This window comes from Streptomyces pratensis (assembly GCF_037137275.1).
Classification (GTDB): Bacteria; Actinomycetota; Actinomycetes; order Streptomycetales; family Streptomycetaceae; genus Streptomyces; species Streptomyces pratensis_B.
Map to the genome: position 1 here is coordinate 1 of NZ_JBBBEN010000078.1, position 23038 is coordinate 23038.

General features: G+C 71.6%; 26 protein-coding genes. 19 read left to right on the top strand and 7 right to left on the bottom strand.

Annotated features, from left to right (window positions below):
• Positions 1–285: 285 nt before the first annotated feature.
• Positions 286–1002, bottom strand: coding sequence for an IclR family transcriptional regulator NdgR (gene ndgR / locus V9U70_RS09325; protein ID WP_003966003.1), 717 nt, complete (start codon positions 1000–1002; stop codon positions 286–288).
• A gap of 174 nt (positions 1003–1176) precedes the next feature.
• Between ndgR and leuC the strand changes: the two genes are divergently transcribed.
• From leuC to V9U70_RS09345, 4 genes are all read left to right on the top strand, one after another.
• The gene (gene leuC / locus V9U70_RS09330) at positions 1177–2631 is read left to right on the top strand and encodes a 3-isopropylmalate dehydratase large subunit (protein ID WP_336674020.1); all 1455 of its coding nucleotides are present in this window, start codon (positions 1177–1179) and stop codon (positions 2629–2631) included.
• 2 nt (positions 2632–2633) lie between these two features.
• Positions 2634–3227: a 3-isopropylmalate dehydratase small subunit gene (leuD, locus tag V9U70_RS09335; protein ID WP_336674021.1), complete on the top strand. Its 594-nt coding sequence runs from the start codon at positions 2634–2636 to the stop codon at positions 3225–3227.
• Between the two features lie 104 nt (positions 3228–3331).
• On the top strand, positions 3332–3559 hold the full coding sequence (locus V9U70_RS09340) for an SCO5555 family protein (RefSeq protein ID WP_336674022.1): 228 nt from the start codon (positions 3332–3334) through the stop codon (positions 3557–3559).
• Between the two features lie 142 nt (positions 3560–3701).
• Positions 3702–4373, top strand: coding sequence for an HU family DNA-binding protein (locus V9U70_RS09345; protein WP_336674023.1), 672 nt, complete (start codon positions 3702–3704; stop codon positions 4371–4373).
• A 96-nt stretch (positions 4374–4469) separates the two neighbouring features.
• Here V9U70_RS09345 and V9U70_RS09350 read toward each other — a convergent pair whose 3' ends face one another.
• Together V9U70_RS09350 and cofC are read right to left on the bottom strand one after the other, a co-directional pair.
• On the bottom strand, positions 4470–4673 hold the full coding sequence (locus tag V9U70_RS09350) for a hypothetical protein (RefSeq protein WP_336674024.1): 204 nt from the start codon (positions 4671–4673) through the stop codon (positions 4470–4472).
• 10 nt (positions 4674–4683) lie between these two features.
• Positions 4684–5367 (bottom strand): 2-phospho-L-lactate guanylyltransferase, encoded by a 684-nt coding sequence (gene cofC, locus V9U70_RS09355; RefSeq protein WP_336674072.1) that lies wholly within the window; start codon positions 5365–5367, stop codon positions 4684–4686.
• Between the two features lie 151 nt (positions 5368–5518).
• Between cofC and V9U70_RS09360 the strand changes: the two genes are divergently transcribed.
• Genes V9U70_RS09360 through V9U70_RS09370 form a run of 3 tightly spaced genes read left to right on the top strand, consistent with a single transcriptional unit; the run spans position 5519 to position 8488 of the window.
• On the top strand, positions 5519–6271 hold the full coding sequence (locus V9U70_RS09360) for a lysophospholipid acyltransferase family protein (RefSeq protein WP_336674025.1): 753 nt from the start codon (positions 5519–5521) through the stop codon (positions 6269–6271).
• Positions 6268–7278: an NAD(P)H-dependent glycerol-3-phosphate dehydrogenase gene (locus V9U70_RS09365; RefSeq protein WP_336674026.1), complete on the top strand. Its 1011-nt coding sequence runs from the start codon at positions 6268–6270 to the stop codon at positions 7276–7278. Before V9U70_RS09360 ends, V9U70_RS09365 begins: the two co-directional genes overlap by 4 nt.
• A gap of 34 nt (positions 7279–7312) precedes the next feature.
• Positions 7313–8488, top strand: coding sequence for a D-alanine--D-alanine ligase family protein (locus V9U70_RS09370; RefSeq protein ID WP_336674027.1), 1176 nt, complete (start codon positions 7313–7315; stop codon positions 8486–8488).
• A 22-nt stretch (positions 8489–8510) separates the two neighbouring features.
• Here the strand turns inward: V9U70_RS09370 and V9U70_RS09375 are convergent, their stop codons facing one another.
• Complete coding sequence (locus V9U70_RS09375) at positions 8511–9002, bottom strand: DUF3515 domain-containing protein (protein ID WP_336674028.1); 492 nt, start codon at positions 9000–9002, stop codon at positions 8511–8513.
• Between the two features lie 20 nt (positions 9003–9022).
• Positions 9023–9256: an Lrp/AsnC ligand binding domain-containing protein gene (locus V9U70_RS09380; RefSeq protein WP_336674029.1), complete on the bottom strand. Its 234-nt coding sequence runs from the start codon at positions 9254–9256 to the stop codon at positions 9023–9025.
• 219 nt (positions 9257–9475) lie between these two features.
• Here V9U70_RS09380 and V9U70_RS09385 point away from each other — a divergent pair, with 219 nt between their 5' ends.
• Together V9U70_RS09385 and thiD are read left to right on the top strand one after the other, a co-directional pair.
• On the top strand, positions 9476–10456 hold the full coding sequence (locus tag V9U70_RS09385) for a thiamine-phosphate kinase (RefSeq protein WP_336674030.1): 981 nt from the start codon (positions 9476–9478) through the stop codon (positions 10454–10456).
• A 17-nt stretch (positions 10457–10473) separates the two neighbouring features.
• Positions 10474–11283 (top strand): bifunctional hydroxymethylpyrimidine kinase/phosphomethylpyrimidine kinase, encoded by an 810-nt coding sequence (gene thiD, locus V9U70_RS09390; RefSeq protein WP_336674031.1) that lies wholly within the window; start codon positions 10474–10476, stop codon positions 11281–11283.
• Between the two features lie 74 nt (positions 11284–11357).
• On the opposite strand, the gene rpmB is transcribed toward thiD, so the two are convergent.
• Positions 11358–11543, bottom strand: coding sequence for a 50S ribosomal protein L28 (gene rpmB / locus V9U70_RS09395; protein ID WP_026171429.1), 186 nt, complete (start codon positions 11541–11543; stop codon positions 11358–11360).
• 257 nt (positions 11544–11800) lie between these two features.
• Here rpmB and V9U70_RS09400 point away from each other — a divergent pair, with 257 nt between their 5' ends.
• The 9 genes from V9U70_RS09400 to mutM all read left to right on the top strand — a co-directional run bounded on the left by V9U70_RS09400 (position 11801) and on the right by mutM (position 21091).
• On the top strand, positions 11801–13462 hold the full coding sequence (locus tag V9U70_RS09400; RefSeq protein ID WP_336674032.1) for a DAK2 domain-containing protein: 1662 nt from the start codon (positions 11801–11803) through the stop codon (positions 13460–13462).
• A gap of 68 nt (positions 13463–13530) precedes the next feature.
• Positions 13531–15738 (top strand): ATP-dependent DNA helicase RecG, encoded by a 2208-nt coding sequence (gene recG / locus V9U70_RS09405; RefSeq protein WP_336674033.1) that lies wholly within the window; start codon positions 13531–13533, stop codon positions 15736–15738.
• A 192-nt stretch (positions 15739–15930) separates the two neighbouring features.
• Positions 15931–16515, top strand: a complete 585-nt coding sequence (gene rsmD / locus V9U70_RS09410) for a 16S rRNA (guanine(966)-N(2))-methyltransferase RsmD (protein ID WP_336674034.1) — start codon at positions 15931–15933, stop codon at positions 16513–16515.
• A gap of 26 nt (positions 16516–16541) precedes the next feature.
• Positions 16542–17021, top strand: a complete 480-nt coding sequence (coaD, locus tag V9U70_RS09415; RefSeq protein ID WP_336674073.1) for a pantetheine-phosphate adenylyltransferase — start codon at positions 16542–16544, stop codon at positions 17019–17021.
• Positions 17022–17121: 100 nt separating this feature from the next.
• Positions 17122–18213: an ATP synthase F0 subunit B gene (locus tag V9U70_RS09420; protein WP_336674035.1), complete on the top strand. Its 1092-nt coding sequence runs from the start codon at positions 17122–17124 to the stop codon at positions 18211–18213.
• A gap of 190 nt (positions 18214–18403) precedes the next feature.
• The gene (locus tag V9U70_RS09425) at positions 18404–19075 is read left to right on the top strand and encodes a YceD family protein (RefSeq protein WP_336674074.1); all 672 of its coding nucleotides are present in this window, start codon (positions 18404–18406) and stop codon (positions 19073–19075) included.
• A gap of 2 nt (positions 19076–19077) precedes the next feature.
• A complete protein-coding gene (rpmF, locus tag V9U70_RS09430; protein ID WP_003965982.1) occupies positions 19078–19251 on the top strand; it encodes a 50S ribosomal protein L32 in 174 nt (57 codons plus the stop codon).
• 19 nt (positions 19252–19270) lie between these two features.
• Positions 19271–20098 carry a ribonuclease III gene (gene rnc, locus V9U70_RS09435; RefSeq protein WP_336674036.1) on the top strand — a complete coding sequence of 276 codons (828 nt, stop codon included), beginning with the start codon at positions 19271–19273 and terminating at the stop codon, positions 20096–20098.
• 132 nt (positions 20099–20230) lie between these two features.
• Positions 20231–21091 (top strand): bifunctional DNA-formamidopyrimidine glycosylase/DNA-(apurinic or apyrimidinic site) lyase, encoded by an 861-nt coding sequence (gene mutM / locus V9U70_RS09440; protein ID WP_336674037.1) that lies wholly within the window; start codon positions 20231–20233, stop codon positions 21089–21091.
• A gap of 97 nt (positions 21092–21188) precedes the next feature.
• On the opposite strand, the gene V9U70_RS09445 is transcribed toward mutM, so the two are convergent.
• Positions 21189–22178 (bottom strand): CAP domain-containing protein, encoded by a 990-nt coding sequence (locus tag V9U70_RS09445; protein ID WP_336674038.1) that lies wholly within the window; start codon positions 22176–22178, stop codon positions 21189–21191.
• Between the two features lie 208 nt (positions 22179–22386).
• Between V9U70_RS09445 and V9U70_RS09450 the strand changes: the two genes are divergently transcribed.
• Entirely contained in the window at positions 22387–22668 is a 282-nt protein-coding gene (locus V9U70_RS09450) for an acylphosphatase (protein WP_336674039.1), read from the top strand.
• The last annotated feature ends 370 nt before the right edge of the window (positions 22669–23038 follow it).

Genomic DNA, 23038 nt, shown 5'->3' on the forward strand with positions numbered 1-23038 from the left:
TAGCGGCCTAGCACGCTGCCCTCTCACGGCAGTAGCGCCGGTTCGAATCCGGTCGGGGGTACAACACGGCAGTACGGGAAGGCCCTTCACCTCGGTGGAGGGCCTTCTTGCTTGCCGTGAACGGCTGGTGCGGCCAAGTCCTCTACGCCCCCTGGTCGTTGGCCGGTCAAGAGGCCGGGAAGGGGGTGGCGGCCGCCACGGCGCTGGGGCGGCCATCGGGAGGGGACGGGCACTGCCCGTGATGCGGGGCGAGTGTCGGACGGGGGGGCCGGAGGGCGGGAGGTCTCAGCCCGTACGGCGGAGCGCCTCGCTCAGCCGCGCCGCCGAGTCGATGACCGCCTGGGCGTGCATCCGGCCCGGATGACGCGTGAGCCGCTCGATCGGGCCGGAGACCGAGACGGCGGCCACCACCCGGTTGGACGGGCCCCGCACGGGAGCGGAGACCGAGGCGACGCCCGGCTCCCGCTCGCCGATCGACTGGGCCCAGCCCCGCCGTCGTACGCCGGAGAGCGCCGTCGCCGTGAACCTCGCGCCCTGGAGGCCCCGGTGCAGGCGCTCCGGCTCCTCCCAGGCCATCAGGATCTGGGCGGAAGAGCCCGCCTTCATGGTGAGCGTGGAGCCGACCGGCACCGTGTCCCGGAGTCCGGACAGCCGCTCCGCCGCCGCCACGCAGATGCGCATGTCGCCCTGCCGGCGGTAGAGCTGCGCGCTCTCGCCGGTGATGTCGCGCAGGTGGGTGAGCACCGGTCCGGCCGTCGCCAGCAGGCGGTCCTCGCCCGCCGCGGCCGCCAGTTCCGACAGCCGGGGGCCGAGAATGAACCGGCCCTGCATGTCCCTCGCCACCATCCGGTGGTGTTCCAGTGCCACGGCCAGTCGATGGGCCGTGGGCCGTGCGAGCCCGGTCGCCGCGACCAGCCCGGCGAGGGTGGCCGGACCGGACTCCAGGGCGCTCAATACCAGAGCTGCCTTGTCGAGAACGCCGACGCCGCTAGAGTTGTCCATACGACGATACTCCCGTCTCACTCTGTGAAACGCAAGTTCAATTTTCAGCGGAAGTTGCGAACCTGTACGGGCGGCCGCACAACGGCTCGTAGCCACCGCCCCGCACGGGGGTCCGGACGGAGGCGCTCCGAATCTCTAGTTGGGTCGGCGAAGAAGCCGACCGGAGGGAAAGCGATGGGTAGGACACTCGCGGAGAAGGTCTGGGACGACCATGTCATCCCCAAGCTCTCGACTTCGCTCGACCAGGAGCGCGCGGAGGGTGAGCCCGACCTCCTCTTCATCGATCTGCACCTGCTGCACGAGGTGACCAGCCCGCAGGCCTTCGACGGGCTGCGTCAGGCCGGACGCCCGGTGCGACGTCTCGACCTCACCATCGCCACCGAGGACCACAACACCCCGACCCTCGACATCGACAAGCCGATCGCCGACCCCGTCTCGCGCGCCCAGTTGGAGACGCTGCGCAAGAACTGCGCGGACTTCGGCGTCCGGCTGCACCCGCTGGGCGACGTCGAGCAGGGCGTCGTCCACGTGGTCGGCCCGCAGCTCGGGCTGACCCAGCCCGGCACCACCGTGGTCTGCGGTGACTCCCACACCTCCACGCACGGCGCGTTCGGCGCGCTGGCGTTCGGGATCGGCACCAGCCAGGTGGAGCACGTCCTGGCCACCCAGACGCTGCCGCTGGCCCGCCCGAAGACCATGGCCATCACGGTCGAGGGCGAACTGCCGGAAGAGGTCACCGCGAAGGACCTGATCCTGGCGATCATCGCCCGGATCGGCACCGGCGGCGGCCAGGGCTACATCCTCGAATACCGCGGCTCCGCCATCGAGAAGCTCTCGATGGAGGCCCGGATGACCATCTGCAACATGTCGATCGAGGCCGGCGCCCGCGCGGGCATGATCGCCCCCGACGCCACCACCCTCGACTACCTCAAGGGCCGCGACCACGCGCCCACGGGCGAGGACTGGGACGCCGCCGTCGCCTACTGGGAGACGCTGCGCTCCGACGACGACGCGGTGTTCGACGCCGAGGTCGTCATCGACGCCACCGAGCTGGCCCCGTTCGTCACCTGGGGCACCAACCCGGGGCAGGGCGCGCCGCTGTCGTCCCACGTCCCCGACCCCGCTTCGTACGAGGACGCCTCGGAGCGCCACGCCGCGGAAAAGGCCCTGGAGTACATGGGGTTGACCGCGGGGCAGCCGCTGCGCGATATCAGCGTCGACACCGTGTTCGTAGGTTCGTGCACCAACGGCCGTATCGAGGACCTGCGCAACGCGGCCTCGGTCCTGGAGGGCCGCAAAGTCGCGAGCGGCGTACGGATGCTGGTCGTCCCGGGCTCCGTCCGGGTCGCGCTCCAAGCCGTCGCGGAGGGTCTGGACAAGGTCTTCACCGAGGCCGGCGCCGAATGGCGGCACGCCGGATGCTCGATGTGCCTCGGCATGAACCCCGACCAGCTGGCCCCCGGCGAGCGCTCCGCCTCCACCTCGAACCGCAACTTCGAGGGCCGGCAGGGCAAGGGCGGCCGCACCCACCTGGTCTCGCCCCAGGTCGCCGCCGCCACCGCGGTGCTGGGCCGTCTGGCCTCGCCCGCCGACCTGTCCGACGCCCGAACCCCCGCCGGAGTGCGATAGCCATGGAAGCCTTCACCACCCACACCGGCCGGGCCGTTCCGCTGCGCCGCAGCAACGTCGACACCGACCAGATCATCCCGGCCCACTGGCTGAAGAAGGTCACTCGCGACGGCTTCGAGGACGGCCTCTTCGAAGCCTGGCGCAAGGACGCGGACTTCGTCCTCAACCGCCCCGAGCGCCAGGGCGCGTCGGTCCTGGTGGCCGGTCCCGACTTCGGCACGGGCTCCTCCCGCGAACACGCGGTCTGGGCCCTGCAGAACTTCGGCTTCAAGGCCGTCGTCTCCTCCCGCTTCGCCGACATCTTCCGCGGCAACTCCCTGAAGAACGGCCTGCTGACCGTGGTCCTGGACCAGCAGGTCGTCGACGCGCTCTGGGAGCTGACCGAGGCCGACCCGAACGTCGAGGTGACCGTCGACCTGGAGGCGCGACAGGTCCGCGCCGGGGGCCTCACCGCGGGCTTCGAGCTGGACGAGAACGCCCGCTGGCGGCTGCTGAACGGTCTCGACGACATCAGCCTCACCCTTCAGAACGAAGCGGACATCGCGGCCTACGAGGCGGCACGCCCGGCCTTCAAACCGCGTACCATCGCCGCCTGAGCAGCGCTTTTCTCCGACTGCGCCCCCTGCCTCCGGGCAGGGGGCGCAGTTGCTTGTTGAGACCCAGTCGGGCGACAACTCGCCCCAGATGGCACAATCGGTGCATGGAACGCGACAGCCAACTCAAGCTCTACGGCCACGTCGCCGACCGATTGAAGGAAGCGCACGCGAAGGTGCGTGCACTGCAAGTCCCGGAGAGCGTACGGATGGCGCTGACCCGGAAGCTGCTGGTCGTCACGGCCGCGGCGAAGCACGATCTCCCGGACGCGGCAAGGCGTCTGGACCGGTTGATGAAGGACCTCGATGAGGGCCGATTCCCCGAAGGTGACTGACACGTGGAACTGCGCATCGGTCTACTTCGTTGCGGCACTAGGGTGATTAGCCCGTTTCGTGTTTGATTTGCGGTATATATCTGCCTAACGTGCGAAAAAGCTTGAACACTTTCGTTCTGGCAATGTCTCCGAAGGGGAAGACGTGAACAAGGCGCAGCTCGTAGAAGCGATTGCCGACAAGGTCGGCGGCCGTCAGCAGGCCGCAGACGCGGTCGACGCGGTACTCGACGCGATCGTCCGTGCCGTTGTCGCCGGGGACCGTGTCTCGGTCACCGGCTTCGGCTCGTTCGAGAAGGTCGACCGCCCCGCCCGGTACGCCCGCAACCCGCAGACGGGTGAGCGCGTCCGGGTCAAGAAGACCTCGGTGCCCCGCTTCCGCGCGGGCCAGGGTTTCAAGGACCTGGTGAGCGGCTCCAAGAAGCTCCCCAAGAACGACGTGGCCGTGAAGAAGGCGCCCAAGGGCAGCCTCTCGGGCGGATCTTCCGCCGCCCGTACGACGGTGAAGGCCGCCGCCGCCAAGAAGTCGGCCGCCAAGAAGGCCACCGCGAAGAAGGCCACCGCCAAGAAGGCGACGCCGGCGAAGACCACCGCCGCGGCCAAGAAGACCACCGCCAAGAAGACCGGCTCCGCGGCCAATAAGACCACCGCGGCAGCGACGAAGGCGACCCCGGCGAAGAAGACCGCGACGACCGCCAAGAAGGCCTCGCCCAGCAAGACGGCGCCCGCCAAGAAGGCCACGGCGAAGAAGGCGCCCGCGAAGAAGACCACGGCGCGCAAGACCACGGCCAAGAAGGCCCCCGCACGCAAGAAGTGAGACCGGCGCCCGTTCGCCCCTCACACGCGCCGGGCCGGGCTCCCCTCGGGGGAGCCCGGCCCGCGGGCTGTCCGGGGCCCCGGCCCCGCGCGCCCCTCAGAACGTCTGCAGGGTCACCAGGGTGATCCGCAGCGCCGCCCCCTCGCCCTCGCCCTCGATCCGCACCCGCTGCCCCGGACGCAGCAGCAGCAGACCGCCCGCGTCGAAGGCCGGGGCCCCGAAGTCCACCGGGGTGCCGTCGTCCAGCAGCACACTGCCGGTACGCGTCTGGGGGTCGTACGTGTACGAGGTCGCCTGCATGGGCGGCAGCCTATCGGTCGAGCGCCGGCTCCAGCACGGCCATGAGCCGCGCGGTGTGCGGCCCCACCCCGAGGGTCAGGGCCACCCGCAGATCCTCGACCGTATCCACGTCCCGGCGCACCGAGTCGAGACCGGGCCGGGACATGTCCGCCGCGCCCGACGCCAGGTGCCGGGCCCCGGACGGACCGCCGAAAGCCGGACGGAATTCCGCACCGCTGCCGGCGGACAGAAATGTCGTGCCGATTCCCGCGGCGTCGCGGAGAAATGCGCGGGGAAAAGAAGAAGCGAAATCGAGCACGCGCGCCAATTCGCCGGGGCGCAGCGCGGGCAGATCCGCGTTGAGCGCCGCCACCGCGGCGGCGGGCCGCGCCAGGCGCACCGCGCGGGCGCCGTGCGCCAGCGCCGCGTTGAGCCCGGCCCCCGGCGCGTCCCGCACGATGCGCGCCCCGAGCGCGGAAAGCGCCGCAGCGGCCTCGGGATCGTCCGTGACGACCACCACATTCCGCACCCGGGCGCAGGCCAACGCCGCGGCCACCGTGTCCTGGGCGAAGGCCAGAGCCAGCCTCGGCCGCGACGCCTCGCCGGTCGCCCTCCCCAGGCGGCTCTTCGCCCGTGCGAGCGGTTTCAGCGGAACGACCAGGGACCAGGACCCCGGCTGATCGGTGTTCGTGGTGATCTCCCCCTCTGTGCGCATCAGCACATATTCTCGCCTGCCGGTACGACAACCCGGAGCGCCCCTCTCGAAGGTGAGGCGTACGGTGTTCTCGACACAGCAGGGGCCTGGGGCGAGACTTGACCGCCTACAGCCAGGCATCAGGTCGACGTCGTGAGAGAAAGGTGTCCTCGTGCCCCGCCGCAGAATCGGCTTCTGGTACCGCCTGGCGGCGGTCATCGCCAAGCCGCCACTGGTGGTTCTGTTCAAGCGCGAGTGGCGGGGGACAGAGCACATTCCGGCCGACGGCGGATTCATCAGCGCCGTCAACCACAACTCCTATCTGGACCCGCTCTCCTACGGCCACTTCCAGTACAACACCGGGCGGGTGCCGCGGTTTCTGGCCAAGGCCGGCCTTTTCCGCACCCCCTTCGTCGGGATGATGCTGCGCGGCACCGGCCAGATCCCCGTCTACCGCGAGACCACCGACGCGCTGGACGCCTTCCGCGCCGCCGTCGACGCCATCGAGCGCGGCGAGTGCGTCGCCTTCTACCCGGAGGGCACCCTCACCCGCGACCCCGCCATGTGGCCGATGGCCGGCAAGACCGGCGCCGCCCGGGTCGCGCTGATGACGCGGGCGCCGGTCATCCCGGTCGCCCAGTGGGGCGCGCATCTGGCGATGCCGCCGTACGCCAAGGAGAACAGGCTCCGGCTGTTCCCCCGCAAGACCCTGCGGGTCCAGGCCGGGCCGCCCGTCGACCTCGACCGCTTCTACGGGCTGGAGCCGACGCCCGACGTCCTGCGCGAGGTGACCGAGGCCATCATGGCGGCGATCACCCGCGAGCTGGAGGACCTGCGCGGGGAGAAGGCCCCCGCCGAGCTCTACGATCACCGCAAAGCCCGTGCTGAGCAACGGCGCAGGGCGCAGGGAAAGGGACCCACGTGACGCACCCCGTAAAAGCAGCCGTCTTCGGAACCGGCTCATGGGGTACGGCCTTCGCCGTGATCCTCGCCGACGCGGGCTGCGAGGTCACCCTCTGGGGGCGCCGTGCCGAGGTCGCCGAGACCATCAACACCACCCGCACCAACCCGGACTACCTTCCGGGCCTCACGCTCCCCGACTCCGTCCGTGCCACCACGGACGCCGCCGAGGCCCTGCGCGGAGCCGAGTTCGCCTTCCTCGTCGTGCCCTCCCAGACGCTCCGCGCCAACCTCGCCGACTGGGCCCCGCACCTGGAGCCGGACACCGTCCTGGTCTCCCTGATGAAGGGCGTCGAACTGGGCACCGCCAAGCTGATGAGCGAGGTCCTCGCGGACGTCACCCAGGTCTCCGCCGACCGCGTCGCCGTCATCTCCGGCCCCAACCTCGCCAAGGAGATCGCCGAACGCCGCCCCGCCGCGGCCGTCGTCGCCTGTGCCGACGCGTCCGTCGCCGAGCGCCTCCAGGCCGCCTGCCACACGCCCTACTTCCGGCCGTACACCAACACCGACGTGGTCGGCTGCGAACTCGGCGGCGCGGTGAAGAACGTCATCGGCCTCGCCGTCGGCATCGCGGACGGCATGGGCCTGGGGGACAACGCCAAGGGCTCCCTCATCACCCGCGGCCTCGCCGAGACCACCCGCCTGGGCCTGGCCATGGGCGCCGACCCGCTGACGTTCTCCGGACTCGCGGGCCTGGGCGACCTGGTGGCGACCTGCTCCTCGCCGCTCTCGCGCAACCACACCTTCGGCACCAACCTCGGCCGCGGCATGACGCTCCAGGAAACGATCGCCGTCACCAGGCAGACCGCAGAGGGCGTCAAGTCCTGCGAATCGGTTCTCGATCTCGCCCGCCGCCACGGGGTCGACATGCCCATCACGGAAACCGTCGTCTCGATCGTCCACGAGGGCAAGCCGCCGGTCGTCGCCCTCAAGGAGCTGATGTCGCGGAGCGCCAAGGCCGAGCGGCGCTGACGTCGCCCCTACCAGCAGGTACGCTCGTCGCGATATGAGCAGCGAGAACCTCCCCCAGAGCCCTGAGCGCGCCGAGAGCCCTGAGCCGCACCGCCGCAAGCCCCGTGTGGCCGTCGTGTTCGGCGGCCGCAGCTCCGAACACGGCATCTCGGTCGTCACGGCCGGCGCCGTCATGAAGGCCATCGACCGGACGAAGTACGACGTCCTGCCGATCGGCATCACCTCGGACGGCCGCTGGGCGCTGACGGCGGACGACCCCGAACGCATGGCCATCGCCGACCGCCGGGTCCCCGACGTCGCCCAGCTCACCGAGTCCGCCGAAGGCAGCGTCGCGCTCTCCGTGGACCCCGGGAGCCGCGAGGTCTTCTACAGCGAGCCCGGCTCGGTGCCCAAGGCCCTCGGCGAGGTCGACGTCGTCTTCCCCGTCCTGCACGGTCCGTACGGAGAGGACGGCACCCTCCAGGGGCTTCTCGAACTCTCCGGTGTCCCCTACGTCGGCGCGGGCGTCCTCGCCTCCGCCGTCGGTCAGGACAAGGAGTACATGAAGCGGGTCTTCAGCTCCTACGGGCTGCCCGTCGGCCCGTACGAGGTCGTCCGCCCCCGCGAGTGGGACGGCGACCGCGCCGCCGCCCGGAAGCGGATCGTGGACTTCGCGGGCGAGCACGGCTGGCCGCTGTTCGTGAAGCCGGCCCGCGGCGGATCGTCCATGGGCATCTCCAAGGTCGAGGATCTCTCCGGCCTCGACGAGGCGATCGAGGAGGCCCGCCGGCACGACCCCAAGTTCCTCGTCGAGTCGCTGCTGCGCGGACGCGAGATCGAGTGCGGGGTGCTGGAGTTCGAGGACGGACCGCGCGCGAGCGTGCCCGCCGAGATTCCGCCGGTCACCGCGCACGACTTCTACGACTTCGAGGCCAAGTACATCGACTCGGCCGCCGGGCTGGTCCCCGCGCCGCTCACGAAGGAGCAGACCGCAGAGGTCCAGCGGCTCGCCGTCGCCGCTTTCGAGGCGGTCTCCTGCGAGGGCCTGGTGCGCGCCGACTTCTTCCTCACAGAGGACGGCGGCTTCGTCGTCAACGAGATCAACACCCTGCCGGGCTTCACCCCGATCTCCATGTACCCGCGCATGTGGCAGGAGAGCGGCGTCAGCTACCCGGAGCTGGTCGACCGGCTGATCCAGGCCGCGCTGTCACGCTCCACCGGACTGCGCTGACCCCGGGGCGGCGGCCGCCGTCTCAGAGCCGGTCCGGGACCGTCTTCGCGACCGGACCGGCGAACGCGGCCAGCGGCGTGATGTCGTGGGCGAACTCCGGAGAGAGCGTGACCTCGACGTACGCCTTCCGGTAGGTGGTGGTGAACCGCGGTCCGGAGTCCCCGGGCTCCTCCAGCAGCCACTTCACACCGTCCGCCTCGACGCCCTGCGCCTGGGGATCGTCCATCTCGGCGGGTCGCGGGACGCCGCAGCGCAGTACGATCGCCCCGTCCCCCCAGCCGGCGGTCAGATCCGACTCCGGGGAGGGATCGCTGCGTTCCCGGTCGAGGACGGTCTTCGGCAGTTCCTCGTGCAGGGCCTCGCAGTACGCGGCGGCCTCGGAAGAGGGTGTGGGAACCTCGACCGAGGGCGACGCGCCGATGAGGGAACAGCCCGCCGCGGCCAGCACGAGCACGGCAGCGGACGGACCGAGGACGGATATCGAGCGGGGGGACCGGCGGGCGGATGACGTCACCGGCCCAGCCTAGACGGGGGTCAGAGGTGGACGACCGGGCAGGTCAGGGTTCGTGTGATGCCGTCCACCTGCTGCACCTTGGCGACCACCATGCGGCCGAGCGCGTCGACCGTTTCGGACTGGGCCCGCACGATCACGTCGTACGGACCGGTGACGTCCTCTGCCTGGATGACTCCCGGAATCGTGGAGACGGCCTCGGCGACGATCGACGCCTTGCCCACCTCGGTCTGGATGAGGATGTACGCCTGTACCACGGAACCTCCAGGGCGGCCACGAGGATCATGTGGGGGAAAGGGACGCCACGTTATCGCGTCGTCGCGCGCCACGGGGAGACCCACGGGCCGGATGACGCCCCCAGCGTGGCGTCCACAGAGCGCAAGTTGACGTATCTCTTGACGGTACCGACAGCAGTGACGGCTCGCGACCGGGGGCCCCGACGGGTGTCCGGGGCGATAAAGGAGAGGTGAGACTCGGTGAAGGGAACCGTGGGCGAGTTGGGGGAGTTCGGGCTCATCAGAGAGCTCACATCCCGGCTCACCACCACTCCGGCGGTGCGACTGGGGCCGGGCGACGACGCCGCGGTCGTGGCCGCTCCCGACCGCAGAGTCGTGGCCAGTACGGACATCCTGCTGGAAGGGCGGCACTTCCGCCGCGACTGGTCGACGGCGTACGACGTCGGCCGCAAGGCGGCCGCCCAGAACCTCGCCGACATCGCGGCGATGGGCGCCGTCCCCACCGCGCTGCTCCTGGGCCTCGTGGTCCCGGCCGACCTGCCCGTCACCTGGGCCGCCGAGCTGATGGACGGCCTGCGCGACGAGTGCCAGGTCGCGGGCGCGGCCGTCGTCGGCGGTGACGTCGTCGGCGGCGACACGATCACCGTCGCGATCACCGCACTGGGCGACCTGCGCAATCACGAGCCGGTCACCCGGGCCGGCGCCCGCCCCGGCGACGTGGTCGCGGTCACCGGCTGGCTCGGCTGGTCCGCCGCCGGCTACGCCGTGCTCTCCCGCGGTTTCCGTTCGCCCCGCGCCTTCGTCGAAGCCCACCGCCGCCCGGAACCGCCCTACCACGCGGGTCCCGCGGCCGCCGGACTCGGCGCCACCGCGATGACGGACGTCAGCGACGGACTCGTCGCCGACCTCGGGCACATCGCCGAGTCCAGCAAGGTCCGCATCGACCTGCGCTCCGGCCTCATCGACATCCCCACGCAGATGTCCGACATCGGCCAGGCCGTCGGAGTCGACCCGCTCCAGTGGGTGCTGACCGGGGGCGAGGACCACGCGATCGTGGCGACGTACCCGCCCGACGTGAAGCTGCCCGCCCGCTGGAAGGTGATCGGCGAGGTCCTCAACCCCTCCGCCCTGCCCCAGGTCACCGTCGACGGCGCGCCCTGGACCAGCAAGGGCGGCTGGGACCACTTCGCTTCGGTGGAGGACGCCCCGCCGCACGGGTGAGCACTAGATTGCTGCCTATGCCCATACGTACCGCTGTACCGCCCCGCGTGCTCACCGTCGCCGGCTCCGACTCCGGCGGCGGTGCGGGAATCCAGGCCGACCTGAAGACCATGCTCGCGCTCGGCGTGCACGGCATGAGCGTGGTCACCGCCGTCACCGCCCAGAACTCCCTCGGTGTCCAGGGCGCGTGGGAGCTGCCGGTGGAGGCCGTGCGCGCCCAGTACCGCAGCGTCGTCGACGACATCGGCGTCCAGGCCGTCAAGACCGGAATGCTCGCCTCCGCGGCCCTGGTCGAGACCGTCGCCGAACTCCTCACCGCCACCCGCGCCCCCGTGGTCGTCGACCCGGTCGGCGTCTCCAAGCACGGCGACGCGCTGCTCGCCGCAGAGGCCCTCGACTCCGTGCGCACCCGGCTCCTGCCCGTCGCCACCGTCGCCACCCCCAACCTCGACGAAGTGGCACAGCTCACCGGCGTCCGGGTCGACGACGAGAGCGGAATGCGGCGGGCCGCCGAGAAGATCCTCGCCTTCGGGCCGCGCTGGGCGCTCATCAAGGGCGGCCACCTGCCCGGCGAAGCGGTGGACCTGCTCACCGACGGCAGCGCGGAACACTGGCTGCGCGCCCCCCGCCACGACAACCGGCACACCCACGGCACCGGCTGCACCCTGGCCTCCGCCGTCGCCTCCGGGCTCGCGCTCGGCCAGGACGTCCCCACGGCGGTACGGGGCGCGAAGGCCTATGTCACCGGGGCGATCGAGGCCGGGTTCCCGCTCGGCGGAGGCATCGGCCCGGTCGACCACGGCTGGCAGGTCCGCCCGGCCGGCTGAGCACAGCAAAAAGCCGGTCCACCGAGGTGGACCGGCTTTTCAGGCAACCGGAAGGCTGCGCTACGACGGGGACGTCAGCGCGCGACCTTGCCGGCCTTGATGCACGAGGTGCAGACGTTGAGCCGCTTCGGCGTCCGACCGACCACGGCACGCACGCGCTGGATGTTGGGATTCCAGCGACGGGACGTACGGCGGTGCGAGTGCGAAATGTTGTTGCCGAAGCTCGGCCCCTTGCCGCAAACGTCGCAGTTGGCAGCCACGGGTCACTCCAAAGACTTCAGATGCACTTACAGTGAATTCCGGCGCGCCGGAATCATGTGACTGAAGTGGCGGCACCGGATGAATGGCCCGACTCTCATCGGGCAACCGGAGCAGCATACAACGCCTGCTTCGGAGATACGAAACTACCACGGGTTCGCCCGCCCTTCCCCCCGCCCCCTGTCCCCGCCAGGACGCCGGCAGCCGGGCTAACCTGCGAAGCAGCCCGTTGCCACGGCCGCTTCAAGGAGGTCCACCGGTGCCGCAGCCCCCCGACGATCTGGACGCCGTCGCGGTGCGCACCTGGTGCTCGCTGGCCCTGGAGGCCCTGGGCCGGGAGCGCGCGGAGATCGACGCCATCAACGTCTATCCCGTCGCCGACGGCGACACCGGCACCAACCTCTACCTGACCGTCGAGTCCGCCGCCGCCGCCGTCGAGGCCGTGTTCGCCGCGCACGAGACCGGCGCCACCGCGCCCGCCACCGCCGACGCCGTACGCGCCATGGCGCACGGGGCCCTGATCGGCGCCCGCGGGAACTCCGGCACCATCCTGGCCCAACTGCTGCGCGGCATGGCCGGCGTGCTGGCCGACGGCGGCGACGCGGCCCACCTCCGCCTCGCCCTCGCCCGCGCCGCCGCCGCCGCCCGGCACGCCGTCGCCCACCCCGTCGACGGCACGGTGCTCACCGTGGCCGACGCGGCCGCGGCCGCGGCCCAGGGCGACGACCCGGCTCTGGGCGCGGTGGTGAACGCCGCCTACGAGGGCGCGCGCGCGGCTCTCGCGAAGACCCCCGGCCAGCTCGCCGTCCTGGGACGCGCGGGCGTGGTCGACGCCGGCGGCCGGGGCCTGGTCGCGGTCCTGGGCGCGCTCGTGGAGGCGGTGACCGGGCGGACCCCGCCGCGGGCGCCCCGCACCGGCCCCGGCGCCCCGCCCGCGCCCGACGGCTCGGCCGAGGAGCTGCCGGCGGGCGGCGCTGCGGCCGACTGCCCCGACGGCGAGGGCGGCGGCCCCGCGTTCGAGGTGATCTACCTGCTGGAAGCCCGCGACGAGCAGGTCGACCGGCTGCGCGCCCGGCTCGACGCCCTCGGCGACTCCCTGGTCGTGGTGGGCGGCGACGGGCTCTGGCACGTCCACGTCCATGTCGACGACGCCGGCGCCGCCGTGGAGGCGGGCGTGGAGGCGGGGCGGCCCCACCGCATCAGGATCACGCACTTCGCCACCGAGAGCGGCCACGACCTGCGCTCCCCGGCCGAGCCCGCCCAGCGCGCCGTCGTCCTCGTGGTCCCCGGCGACGGACTGGCCGGGCTGTGCGCCCAGGCCGGCGCCACCGCGGTGATCGCCCGCCCCGGCGAACCGCCCGCCAGCGGCGAACTGGTCGACGCGATCCGCCGCGCCCACGCCCGGGAGGTGGTCCTGCTGCCCAACGACGCGGCCCTGCGCCACACCGCGGCCGCCGCCGCCGAGCAGGCCAGGACCGAAGGGGTCCGGGTCGCCCTCGTCCCCACCCGCGCCGCCGTCCAGGGCATCGCCGCCCTCGCCGTGCACGAGCCGGACCGCGGCTTCGACGAGGACGTGGTCGCCATGACCGCCGCCGCCGGCGCCACCCGCTACGCCGAACTGGCCGTCGCCGAGCACCAGTCGTGGACCATGGCCGGGGTCTGCCAGGCGGGCGACGTCCTCGGTCTGATCGACGGGGACGTGGCCGTCATCGGCTCCGACGTGCCGGCCACCGCCCGCACCGTGCTCGACCGGATGCTGGCGGCGGGCGGCGAACTGGTCACCCTCGTGCTCGGCGAGGACGTCCCCGACACGCTGGCCGAGGCGCTGGAGGAACACGTGCGCGGCGGCCATCTCGCCGTGGACACCGTGGTCTACCGGGGCGGACACCAGCGCGCACCGCTGCTGATCGGCGTCGAGTAGTCGAGCGGTGGCCGAAACCGCCGCCCGCCGTCGCGCCCGGCGGACGGTTGTCAGTGCCGTGGTGTGCAATGGAAGGCGTGTCCTCGTTCGATGAACCTCTCAAGAAGCTGCTCGGCGGAGCCACCGCGAAGGTGATGGCCGAACACCTCGACCTGCACACGGTCGGTGATCTGCTGCACCACTACCCGCGGCGGTACGAGGAGCGGGGCAAGCTCACCGCGCTGGCCGACCTCCCGCTGGACGAGCACGTCACGGTCGTCGCCCAGGTCGCCGACGCCCGCGTCCTGATGTTCAACAACGGCCGGGGCAAGCGGCTGGAAGTCACCCTCACCGACGGCAGCGGCCGCCTCCAGCTGGTCTTCTTCGGCCACGGCGTCCACAAGCCGCACAAGGAGCTGGTCCCCGGCCGCCAGGCGATGTTCGCGGGTAAGGTCTCCGTCTTCAACCGCAGGATGCAGCTGGCCCACCCCACGTACCAACTGCTCGACGCCGCCGACGAGGCGACCGAGGCCGTGGACGCCTTCGCCGGACGGCTGCTGCCGATCTACCCCGCCTGCAAGCAGCTCGACTCCTGGCGCATCGCGAAGGCCGTGGACGCCGTCCTGCCCAGCGCGCGGGACGCCGTGGACCCGCTGCCCGCCTCCCTGCGCGAGGGGCGCGGCTTCCCGCCGCTTCCCGAAGCGCTGCTCAAGGCGCACCGCCCGCACACCCGGGCGGACATCGAGGACGCCAGAGCGCGGCTCAAGTGGGACGAGGCCTTCGTCCTCCAGGTCGCCCTGGCCCGCCGCCGCCACGCGGAGACCCAGCTCCCCGCCGTGGCCCGCCGCCCCGTCGCCGACGGCCTTCTGGACGCCTTCGACGCCAAGCTGCCCTTCACTCTCACCGAGGGCCAGCACCAGGTCAGCAAGGAGATCTTCGACGACCTGGCCACCGAGCACCCGATGCACCGCCTCCTCCAGGGCGAGGTCGGCTCCGGCAAGACGATGGTGGCTCTGCGCGCCATGCTCGCCGTGGTCGACGCTGGCGGCCAGGCCGCGATGCTCGCCCCCACCGAGGTCCTCGCCCAGCAGCACCACCGCTCCATCACCGAGATGATGGGGGAGCTGGCCGAGGGCGGGATGCTCGGCGGCGCCGACCGGGGGACCAAGGTCGTCCTGCTCACCGGCTCCATGGGCACGGCGGCCCGCCGGCAGGCCCTGCTCGACCTGGTCACCGGCGAGGCCGGGATCGTCATCGGCACCCACGCCCTCATCGAGGACAAGGTGCAGTTCCACGACCTGGGCCTGGTCGTCGTGGACGAGCAGCACCGCTTCGGCGTGGAGCAGCGCGACGCCCTGCGTTCGAAGGGGAAGCAGCCTCCCCACCTCCTCGTCATGACCGCCACCCCCATCCCCCGTACGGTCGCGATGACGGTCTTCGGCGACCTGGAGACCTCCGTCCTGGACCAGCTTCCGGCCGGCCGCTCCCCGATCGCCAGCCACGTCGTCCCCGCCAAGGACAAGCCGCACTTCCTCAGCCGGGCCTGGGAGCGCGTGCGCGAGGAGGTGGAGAACGGCCACCAGGCCTACGTGGTCTGCCCCCGCATCGGCGATGACGCGGAGGAGGCGGACGGGAAGAAGGGGAAGGCCAGGAAGAAGGCCGCAGAGGAGGACCCGGAGAAGCGGCCCCCGCTCGCCGTGCTGGAGATCGCAGACGGGCTCCGCAAGGGCCCGCTGGCCGGTCTGGGCATCGAGGTGCTGCACGGGCGGATGCACCCCGACGAGAAGGACGACGTCATGCGCCGGTTCGCCGCCGGGGACGTCGACGTCCTGGTCGCCACCACGGTCATCGAGGTCGGAGTCAACGTCCCCAACGCCACCGCCATGGTGATCATGGACGCCGACCGGTTCGGCGTCTCCCAGCTCCACCAGCTGCGCGGCCGCGTCGGCCGCGGGTCGGCCCCCGGGCTCTGCCTGCTGGTCAGCGAGGCCCACGAGGCGAGTCCCGCCCGCGCCCGGCTCTCCGCCGTCGCCGCCACCCTCGACGGCTTCGAGCTCTCCCGGATCGACCTGGAACAGCGCCGCGAGGGCGACGTCCTCGGCCAGGCCCAGTCCGGGGTGCGCTCCTCCCTGCGGATGCTCACCGTCATCGACGACGAGGAAGTGATCGCCGCCGCCCGCGAGGAGGCCGTCGCCCTCGTCGCCGCCGACCCGGAGCTGGAACGCCTGCCGGAGCTGCGCACCGTGCTGTCCGCCCTCCTGGACAAGGAGCGCGAGGAGTACCTCGACAAGGGGTGAGCGCCGCCCCCCCGTACGCCGGAGGCGGTCGAGGCCGCGGGCCCGGGAGAGGAGGGGGCGCGAGCGGGGGAGAGGCGGACGGGCCGACACCGGCCTTACGCCATATCGTGGACGCCCGGCCCGCACCGCGCGGGTCGGCCTGACCCGCGGCCCCTGTGAGCCGTGCCCCACGACCAGCGAGGACCCACACCCATGACCCGCGTGATCGCCGGCTCGGCCGGCGGACGCCGCCTGGCCGTCCCGCCCGGCGCCGGCACCCGCCCCACGTCCGACCGCGCGAGGGAGGGGCTGTTCTCCACCTGGGAAGCGCTGCTCGGCACTCTCGACGGCGCCCGGGTCGCGGATCTGTACGCCGGCTCCGGAGCCGTCGGTCTCGAAGCGCTCTCCCGAGGCGCGGCCCACGCCCTGCTCGTCGAGGCCGACCAGAAGGCGGTGCGCACCGTCCGGGACAACGTCCGCACGCTCGGCCTGCCCGGCGCCGAGGTGCGCACCGGCAAAGCGGAACAGATCGTGACGGGTCCGCCCCCCGCCGACCCGTACGACGTGGTCTTCCTGGACCCGCCGTACGCCGTCACCGACGACGATCTTCGGGAGATCCTGCTCACACTCCGTGCTCAGGGGTGGCTCACCGGCGATGCGCTCGTCACGGTGGAACGTGGCACCCGGGGCGGAGAATTCGGCTGGCCCGTCGGATTCGGGCCACTGCGCTCCCGCCGCTACGGCGAGGGAACGCTTTGGTACGGTCGCGCCGCCGCTACGTGCGAAGACGCACGATGACTGGACCGGAGAGCGAGGGAATCACTGTGCGCCGCGCCGTATGTCCGGGGTCTTTCGACCCCATCACCAACGGGCATCTCGACATCATTGGCCGAGCCTCGAAGCTGTACGACGTGGTGCACGTCGCGGTGATGATCAACCAGTCCAAGAAGGGGCTGTTCACCGTGGAGGAGCGGATCGACATGATCCGCGAGGTCACCGCCGGCTTCGGGAACGTCGAGGTGGAGTCCTTCCACGGCCTGCTGGTCGACTTCTGCCGGCAGCGGGAGATCCCGGCCATCGTGAAGGGTCTGCGAGCCGTCAGCGACTTCGACTACGAGCTCCAGATGGCCCAGATGAACAACGGCCTCTCCGGTGTCGAGACGCTCTTCGTGCCCACCAACCCGACGTACAGCTTCCTCTCGTCCTCCCTGGTCAAGGAGGTCGCGACCTGGGGCGGCGATGTCTCCCACCTGCTGCCGCCCACCGTCCACACGGCGCTGACGGAGCGCCTGGCCGAACGCTGACGTCCTGACGGCCCGTCACCAGGTGTCGGGCGGCGGCCGACTGGCCTTACAGTCGTCCCGTCCGTCTCCAACAGAGCAAGCAGGAAGTGGCGAGCACACGGTGGACGTGCAGAAGAAGCTCGACGAGATCGTCGAAACGGTCGGGAACGCCCGCTCCATGCCCATGTCGGCTTCGTGCGTGGTCAACCGCGCCGAGCTGCTCGCCATGCTCGACGAGGTGCGCCAGGCGCTGCCGGGCTCCCTCGCCCACGCGGAGGAACTGCTCGGCGGCCGGGAGCAGCTCGTCGAGCAGGCCCGGCAGGAGGCCGAGCGGATCGTCGAGTCGGCCCGCGCCCAGCGCGACTCCCTGATCTCCGAGACCGAGATCGCCCGCGAGTCCCGCAGCGAGGCGGACCGGATTCTGTCCGAGGCCCGCCGGGAGGCGGAAGAGGTCCGGGCCGAGGCCGACGACTACGTCGACAGCAAGCTCGCCAACTTCGAGGTCGTCCTCACCAAGACCATCGGTTCCGTGGACCGCGGCCGCGAGAAGCTGCTCGGCCGCGGCCAGGGCCTGGACGAGCAGGGCTACGAGGACCCCGACTTCGCCGAGGCCCCCGAGCGCAGCGCCGACCCGGAGACGCTGCGGCAGCGCGCCGACGCGTACGTCGACGCCAAGTTCGGCGCCTTCGAGGCGGTGCTCGCCAAGACGCTGGAGGCGGTGGGCCGGGGCCGGCAGAAGCTGCACGGCCGGGTCGCGACCGACGACCTCGGCGCGCACATGGCGGCCCAGGACGCCGCGGGCGGCCAGGGGCACACCAGCGACGCCGACTATCTGGCCGGCCTCGCCGAGCTGGCCCCTCCGGAGCCGCAGCGAGCCCCCCAGCAGCCGGTGCGGCCCTCCTACTCCGCGCAGCCGGAGCCGCAGTACGCGCAGACGGCGTACGGCTACCAGGAGCAGCCGTACCAGCAGCAGGGCGGCGCCCAGGACGCGTACGGCTACCAGCAGCAGCCCGACCCGTACGCGGCCTACCAGCAGACGGGCTACGACCCGGGGCAGTATCCGCCGCAGTCGCCGTCCCAGCCCGACTACGGCTGGCAGCAGCAGGCCCAGGCGCCCGCCCGGCAGGACGAGGGCGCGCTGGACGAGACCAGCCTCTTCGACACCAGCATGATCGACCTGGAGCAGCTGCGCCGGTACGAACAGGACCGCTGACCCCCCGGGGCGGCTGCCCCGGGCCCCTCACGGGAGGGGCGAGGCGGCCCGATTGGGTGCTGAGCGGTCCGTCCAGTATCCTGAATCCTCGGTCGCGCACAGGTCCGCGATCCCGCCTGCCCGTTTCGTCTCCGGAGCGGAAGGGCTCGCCTCCGGACCGGGACGGCCCTTCCCCCATCGCACGGTGCACATGATTTCGAAAGCAGGAAAAGCCCTGAACGGCCACCTCGACCACCGCAACCCCCTCGTGTTCGACACGCACGAGCTGGGTCGGCGTCCCGGTGCTCTGAAACGGCTGACCCGCTCGGTGGACGCACCCGGTTCACCGGTCCTGGGCATCGACGGCGTCATCGGCGTGCCGCAGGGCGCGCCCGTGGAGCTGGATCTCCGTCTCGAATCGGTCATGGAAGGGGTGCTTGTCACAGGCACCGCCCGTGCAACCGCCGAGGGGGAGTGCGTAAGGTGTCTGGAGCCGCTGACCGTAGAGGTCGACGCGGAGTTCCAGGAGATGTTCTCGTACCCTGACGCCGATGACCGGGGCCGCAGCAGTGCGGCGGACCCGGCCGACGACGCCGAGGACGACGAGGACAGGTTCTTCCTCGAGGACGGCTTGTTCGACCTCGAGTCAGTGCTGCGTGACGCGGTAGTGCTCGCACTGCCCATGCAGCCGGTGTGCAAGGAGACCTGCGCCGGTCTGTGTTCCGAATGCGGAATCAGACTGGACGAGAATCCGGGCCACCACCACGATGCCGTCGACATTCGTTGGGCGGCACTGCAAGGACTCGCCGACACCGTTCAGGACGGCGAGAAGGACAACATGGGCGGCGCCGAACCGGGCGTCGACGAGAAGCAGGAGAAGTAGCCGTGGCTGTTCCGAAGCGGAAGATGTCGCGCAGCAACACGCGCCACCGCCGGTCGCAGTGGAAGGCTGCGGTCCCCACCCTGGTTTCGTGCGAGCGTTGCCAGGAGCCCAAGCTCCAGCACATTGCGTGCCCGAGCTGCGGCACCTATAACAAGCGCCAGGTCCTCGAGGTCTGAGCGGCTGGTGAGAGGCCCGATGTCTGAGTTGTCCAGCGCCACCAAGAAGCAGGCAGACAACGTCAACACAGCCTCGTCCCACACGCTTCTGGAAGGGCGGCTCGGGTACCGACTCGAGTCCGCCCTTCTGGTGCGTGCGCTGACCCACCGTTCGTACGCGTACGAGAACGGCGGTCTTCCCACCAACGAGCGGCTCGAGTTCCTCGGGGACTCGGTGCTCGGCCTGGTGGTCACGGACACGCTGTACCGCACCCACCCCGACCTGCCCGAAGGCCAGCTGGCCAAGTTGCGGGCCGCGGTGGTCAACTCGCGTGCACTTGCGGAAGTGGGCCGGGGCCTCGAACTCGGCTCCTTCATCCGGCTCGGCCGTGGTGAAGAGGGCACGGGTGGCCGGGACAAGGCTTCCATCCTCGCCGACACCCTCGAAGCGGTGATCGGCGCGGTCTATCTCGACCAGGGCCTGAGCGCGGCCTCGGAGCTGGTCCACCGGCTCTTCGACCCGCTGATCGACAGGTCCTCCAACCTCGGCGCCGGCCTGGACTGGAAGACCAGCCTCCAGGAGCTCACCGCCAGCGAGAGCCTCGGAGTCCCCGAGTACCTCGTCACGGAGACCGGCCCGGACCACGAGAAGACCTTCACTGCTGCTGCTCGCGTCGGTGGTGTCTCGTACGGCACCGGCACCGGCCGTAGCAAGAAGGAAGCGGAGCAGCAGGCGGCGGAATCCGCCTGGCGCGAGATCAGCGCCGCCGCAGAGGCACGGCAGGAGGCGGAGAAGTCCGCAGCCGACGGAGGGGCCGCCGACACCCCTTCGGAACCGTCGCCGCACACGGACGCCGCTCCGGCCTGAAACGGGAGACGGAGCCCCTCGGTGCCCTCAGCACCGGGGGGTTTCCCCTGTCCCCGGGGGCAGACAGGCCGCTCCCGCCCGCTCCGGGAGCCCGCCCGACGCTCCCGCCCCCTCATGTGTCTGGAGTCCACCGTGCCCGAGCTGCCCGAGGTCGAAGTCGTCCGCCGGGGTCTGGAGCGCTGGGTCAGCGGCCGTACCGTCACCGAGGTCGAGGTCCTGCACCCGCGCTCGGTCCGCCGGCACCTCGCGGGCGGCGTCGATTTCGCCGCCAGACTGCGCGGGGCCCGCTTCGGCACGGCGATGCGCCGCGGCAAATACCTCTGGGTGCCCATCGACGAGGCCTCCGCCTCGCTGCTCGGCCACCTCGGCATGAGCGGACAACTGCTGGTGCAGCCCACGGACGCGCCCGACGAGAAGCATCTGCGGGTGCGGATGCGGTTCGACGACACGCTCGGGACCGAACTGCGCTTCGTCGACCAGCGCACCTTCGGCGGACTCTCGCTGCACGACAACACCCCCGAGGGGCTGCCGGACACCATCGCGCACATCGCCAGGGACCCCCTCGACCCGCTCTTCGACGACGACGCCTTCCACACGGCACTGCGCCTGCGCCGTACGACGGTCAAACGCGCCCTGCTGGACCAGTCGCTGATCAGCGGCGTCGGCAACATCTACGCGGACGAGGCGCTCTGGCGCTCCAGACTGCACTACGACCGGCCGACCGCGACCCTGACCCGGCCCAGGTCGGCCGAGCTGCTCGGCCACGCCCGGGACGTCATGAACGCGGCGCTCGCCCAGGGCGGCACCAGCTTCGACAGCCTGTACGTCAACGTGAACGGCGAGTCCGGCTACTTCGACCGGTCGCTCGACGCGTACGGCCGGGAGGGCGAGCCCTGCCGCCGGTGCGGCGCCCCGATGCGCCGGCGCGCCTGGATGAACCGCTCCAGCTACTACTGCCCGCGCTGCCAGCGGCCCCCGCGCGCCGCGGCGTAGCGCGTCCGCTCGCCCAGCAGCGCACATCGGCCCTCGCGCGCGGCGCGGCGCTCATCGCGCGCGGGCGAAAGAGCGCCCGCCGCCGCGGTGGTGTGGCTCAGAAGCCGAAGCTCTGGGTCCACCAAGGACCGCCGGAACCCTCGTGCACACCGATGCCGATGGTCGTGTAATCGCAGTTGAGAATGTTCGCGCGGTGGCCCTCGCTGGCCATCCAGGCCGCCACCACGGCCTGGGCGTCCGCCTGGCCGCGGGCGATGTTCTCCGCGGCGAGCCCCCGCACGCCCGCCTGCTCGGCGCGGTCCCAGGGGGTGTCGCCGTCCGGGTCGGTGTGGGCGAAGAAGCCGCGCGCCGCCATGTCCTCGCTGAAGCTCTGGGCGAGGGAGGTCAGCGGCGCGCTCGTGGCCAGCGGGGAGCAGCCGGCCGTCGCCCGCTCCTGGTTCACCAGGGCCAGCACCTCGGCGCGTGCGGAGGCGCCGGAGGGGGCGGGGGCGGGCTTCTCGGCGGGCGGCGGGGCGGTGGAGGTCTTCGGCGGTGCGGGCTTGGCCGCCGCCGGGGCGGAGCTCTTGCGCGGGGCCGCGGTGGTCGCCTTCGCCTTCTTCGACGGGGTGGCGGCCGGGCTCCTGGACAAAGTGGCGGCCGTCTCCTTCGACGGAGCGGCGGAGGGCGCGGCCGACTTCGACGGCGCCGTGGACGCGCTCGTGGAGGGCGAGACGGAGGGGGCTGTGGACGGCGCGTTCGACGGAGTCCCCGAAGGAGCCGTCGACCGCTCGCCGCTCCGGTCGGCGGGGGAGGAGGACCGGTCGGCGGGTGCGGTCGTGCCGCCGCCCTGCGTCAACAGGTCAGGGGCGCCTCCGATGCGCACCTGGTCGGCGGCGGTGCTGCCGCCGGAGGTGTAGGCGCCGCCGCCGGGCAGCAGTCCCGAGGCCACGGCGGCCGCGCCGACGGCCACGGCCGCGGAGACGCCGAGAAGTCCGGTGCGGACGGGCACGGACGACTTCTTCCGACGCGCCCTTCCGGCCCGGGAGGCGGTCCCCGCCCCGGTGTCCTCAGCGGCGGGGCCTGCGGCGGATCGACGGTGGCGTCCCATGCGCTGTGCCTTCCTGGTGCTCCGGACGTCGCTGTGACGTCGTCTGCTCTGTCGCCCGCTCTGCTGAGCGACTTACGGATGATCGACTTATACGGAGACGCCCATCCAGTACTCACCCGATCGAGTGAGGCTATTGCGACGGGACTGTAGCCCATGGCTTTGAGGGGGCGGCGTGCTTCGTGCGCAATAGGCCGGTTAGCGTTCGGGCATGAACGAAGATGCGCGCCTCGTCGTCTGGGTACGCGGCCGAGTACAGCAAGTAGGCTTCCGCTGGTTCACCAGGGAAAACGCTTTGGAAATCGGTGGGCTCACCGGCTTCGCGCTCAATCTCGACGACGGCAGAGTGCAGATCGTCGCCGAGGGCCCGCGTGAGAATTGCCACCGCCTGCTGGACTGGCTGCGTTCCGACGACACACCCGGGCGGGTGGACGGCGTCACTGAGATCTGGGACACCCCGCGCGGCGGTTACGAGGGATTCGCCATGCGCTGATCCCTCTCGGTGCGCCGCCGCGCAACCGCCCGGAGCCGAGGGGAGAAGACGGTGCGCCGACCGGTCACCGGAGCGCCCCTCTGGCCCCCGGCACCCGAAATGACCTGCGAAGGAATCCGGGGGCACCCCATGGTTGCCAGATGCGGAATGTCGTGCAAGGCTGCGGCATTGACGAAGATCTGTACGCCCCTCGGGGTCCCGCAGGAGAGTCGCGCCGCATGATCGTCCGGCCGCGCGCCCCGGGACGCCTTGAGCCACGGGCTGTGATCGTGTTGACCGTCAAAGTTTTTGGTGAGACGCTGAAAACCCCGCGCACCGCAGCTGTTCGGTAGAGCTGATAAGCAGCATGACCGCAGTGATGACAGAGCCC

Coding starts and splice junctions, on each gene's coding strand:
- rnc (WP_336674036.1), top strand. CDS start 19,271: ATGTCTGAGTTGTCCAGCGCCACCAAGAAGCAGGCAGACAACGTCAAC.
- cofC (WP_336674072.1), bottom strand. CDS start 5,367: ATGCGCACAGAGGGGGAGATCACCACGAACACCGATCAGCCGGGGTCC.
- recG (WP_336674033.1), top strand. CDS start 13,531: ATGGAAGGCGTGTCCTCGTTCGATGAACCTCTCAAGAAGCTGCTCGGC.
- V9U70_RS09350 (WP_336674024.1), bottom strand. CDS start 4,673: ATGCAGGCGACCTCGTACACGTACGACCCCCAGACGCGTACCGGCAGT.
- leuC (WP_336674020.1), top strand. CDS start 1,177: ATGGGTAGGACACTCGCGGAGAAGGTCTGGGACGACCATGTCATCCCC.
- rsmD (WP_336674034.1), top strand. CDS start 15,931: ATGACCCGCGTGATCGCCGGCTCGGCCGGCGGACGCCGCCTGGCCGTC.
- leuD (WP_336674021.1), top strand. CDS start 2,634: ATGGAAGCCTTCACCACCCACACCGGCCGGGCCGTTCCGCTGCGCCGC.
- thiD (WP_336674031.1), top strand. CDS start 10,474: ATGCCCATACGTACCGCTGTACCGCCCCGCGTGCTCACCGTCGCCGGC.
- V9U70_RS09370 (WP_336674027.1), top strand. CDS start 7,313: ATGAGCAGCGAGAACCTCCCCCAGAGCCCTGAGCGCGCCGAGAGCCCT.
- V9U70_RS09425 (WP_336674074.1), top strand. CDS start 18,404: ATGATTTCGAAAGCAGGAAAAGCCCTGAACGGCCACCTCGACCACCGC.
- V9U70_RS09340 (WP_336674022.1), top strand. CDS start 3,332: ATGGAACGCGACAGCCAACTCAAGCTCTACGGCCACGTCGCCGACCGA.
- V9U70_RS09445 (WP_336674038.1), bottom strand. CDS start 22,178: ATGGGACGCCACCGTCGATCCGCCGCAGGCCCCGCCGCTGAGGACACC.
- V9U70_RS09450 (WP_336674039.1), top strand. CDS start 22,387: ATGAACGAAGATGCGCGCCTCGTCGTCTGGGTACGCGGCCGAGTACAG.
- ndgR (WP_003966003.1), bottom strand. CDS start 1,002: ATGGACAACTCTAGCGGCGTCGGCGTTCTCGACAAGGCAGCTCTGGTA.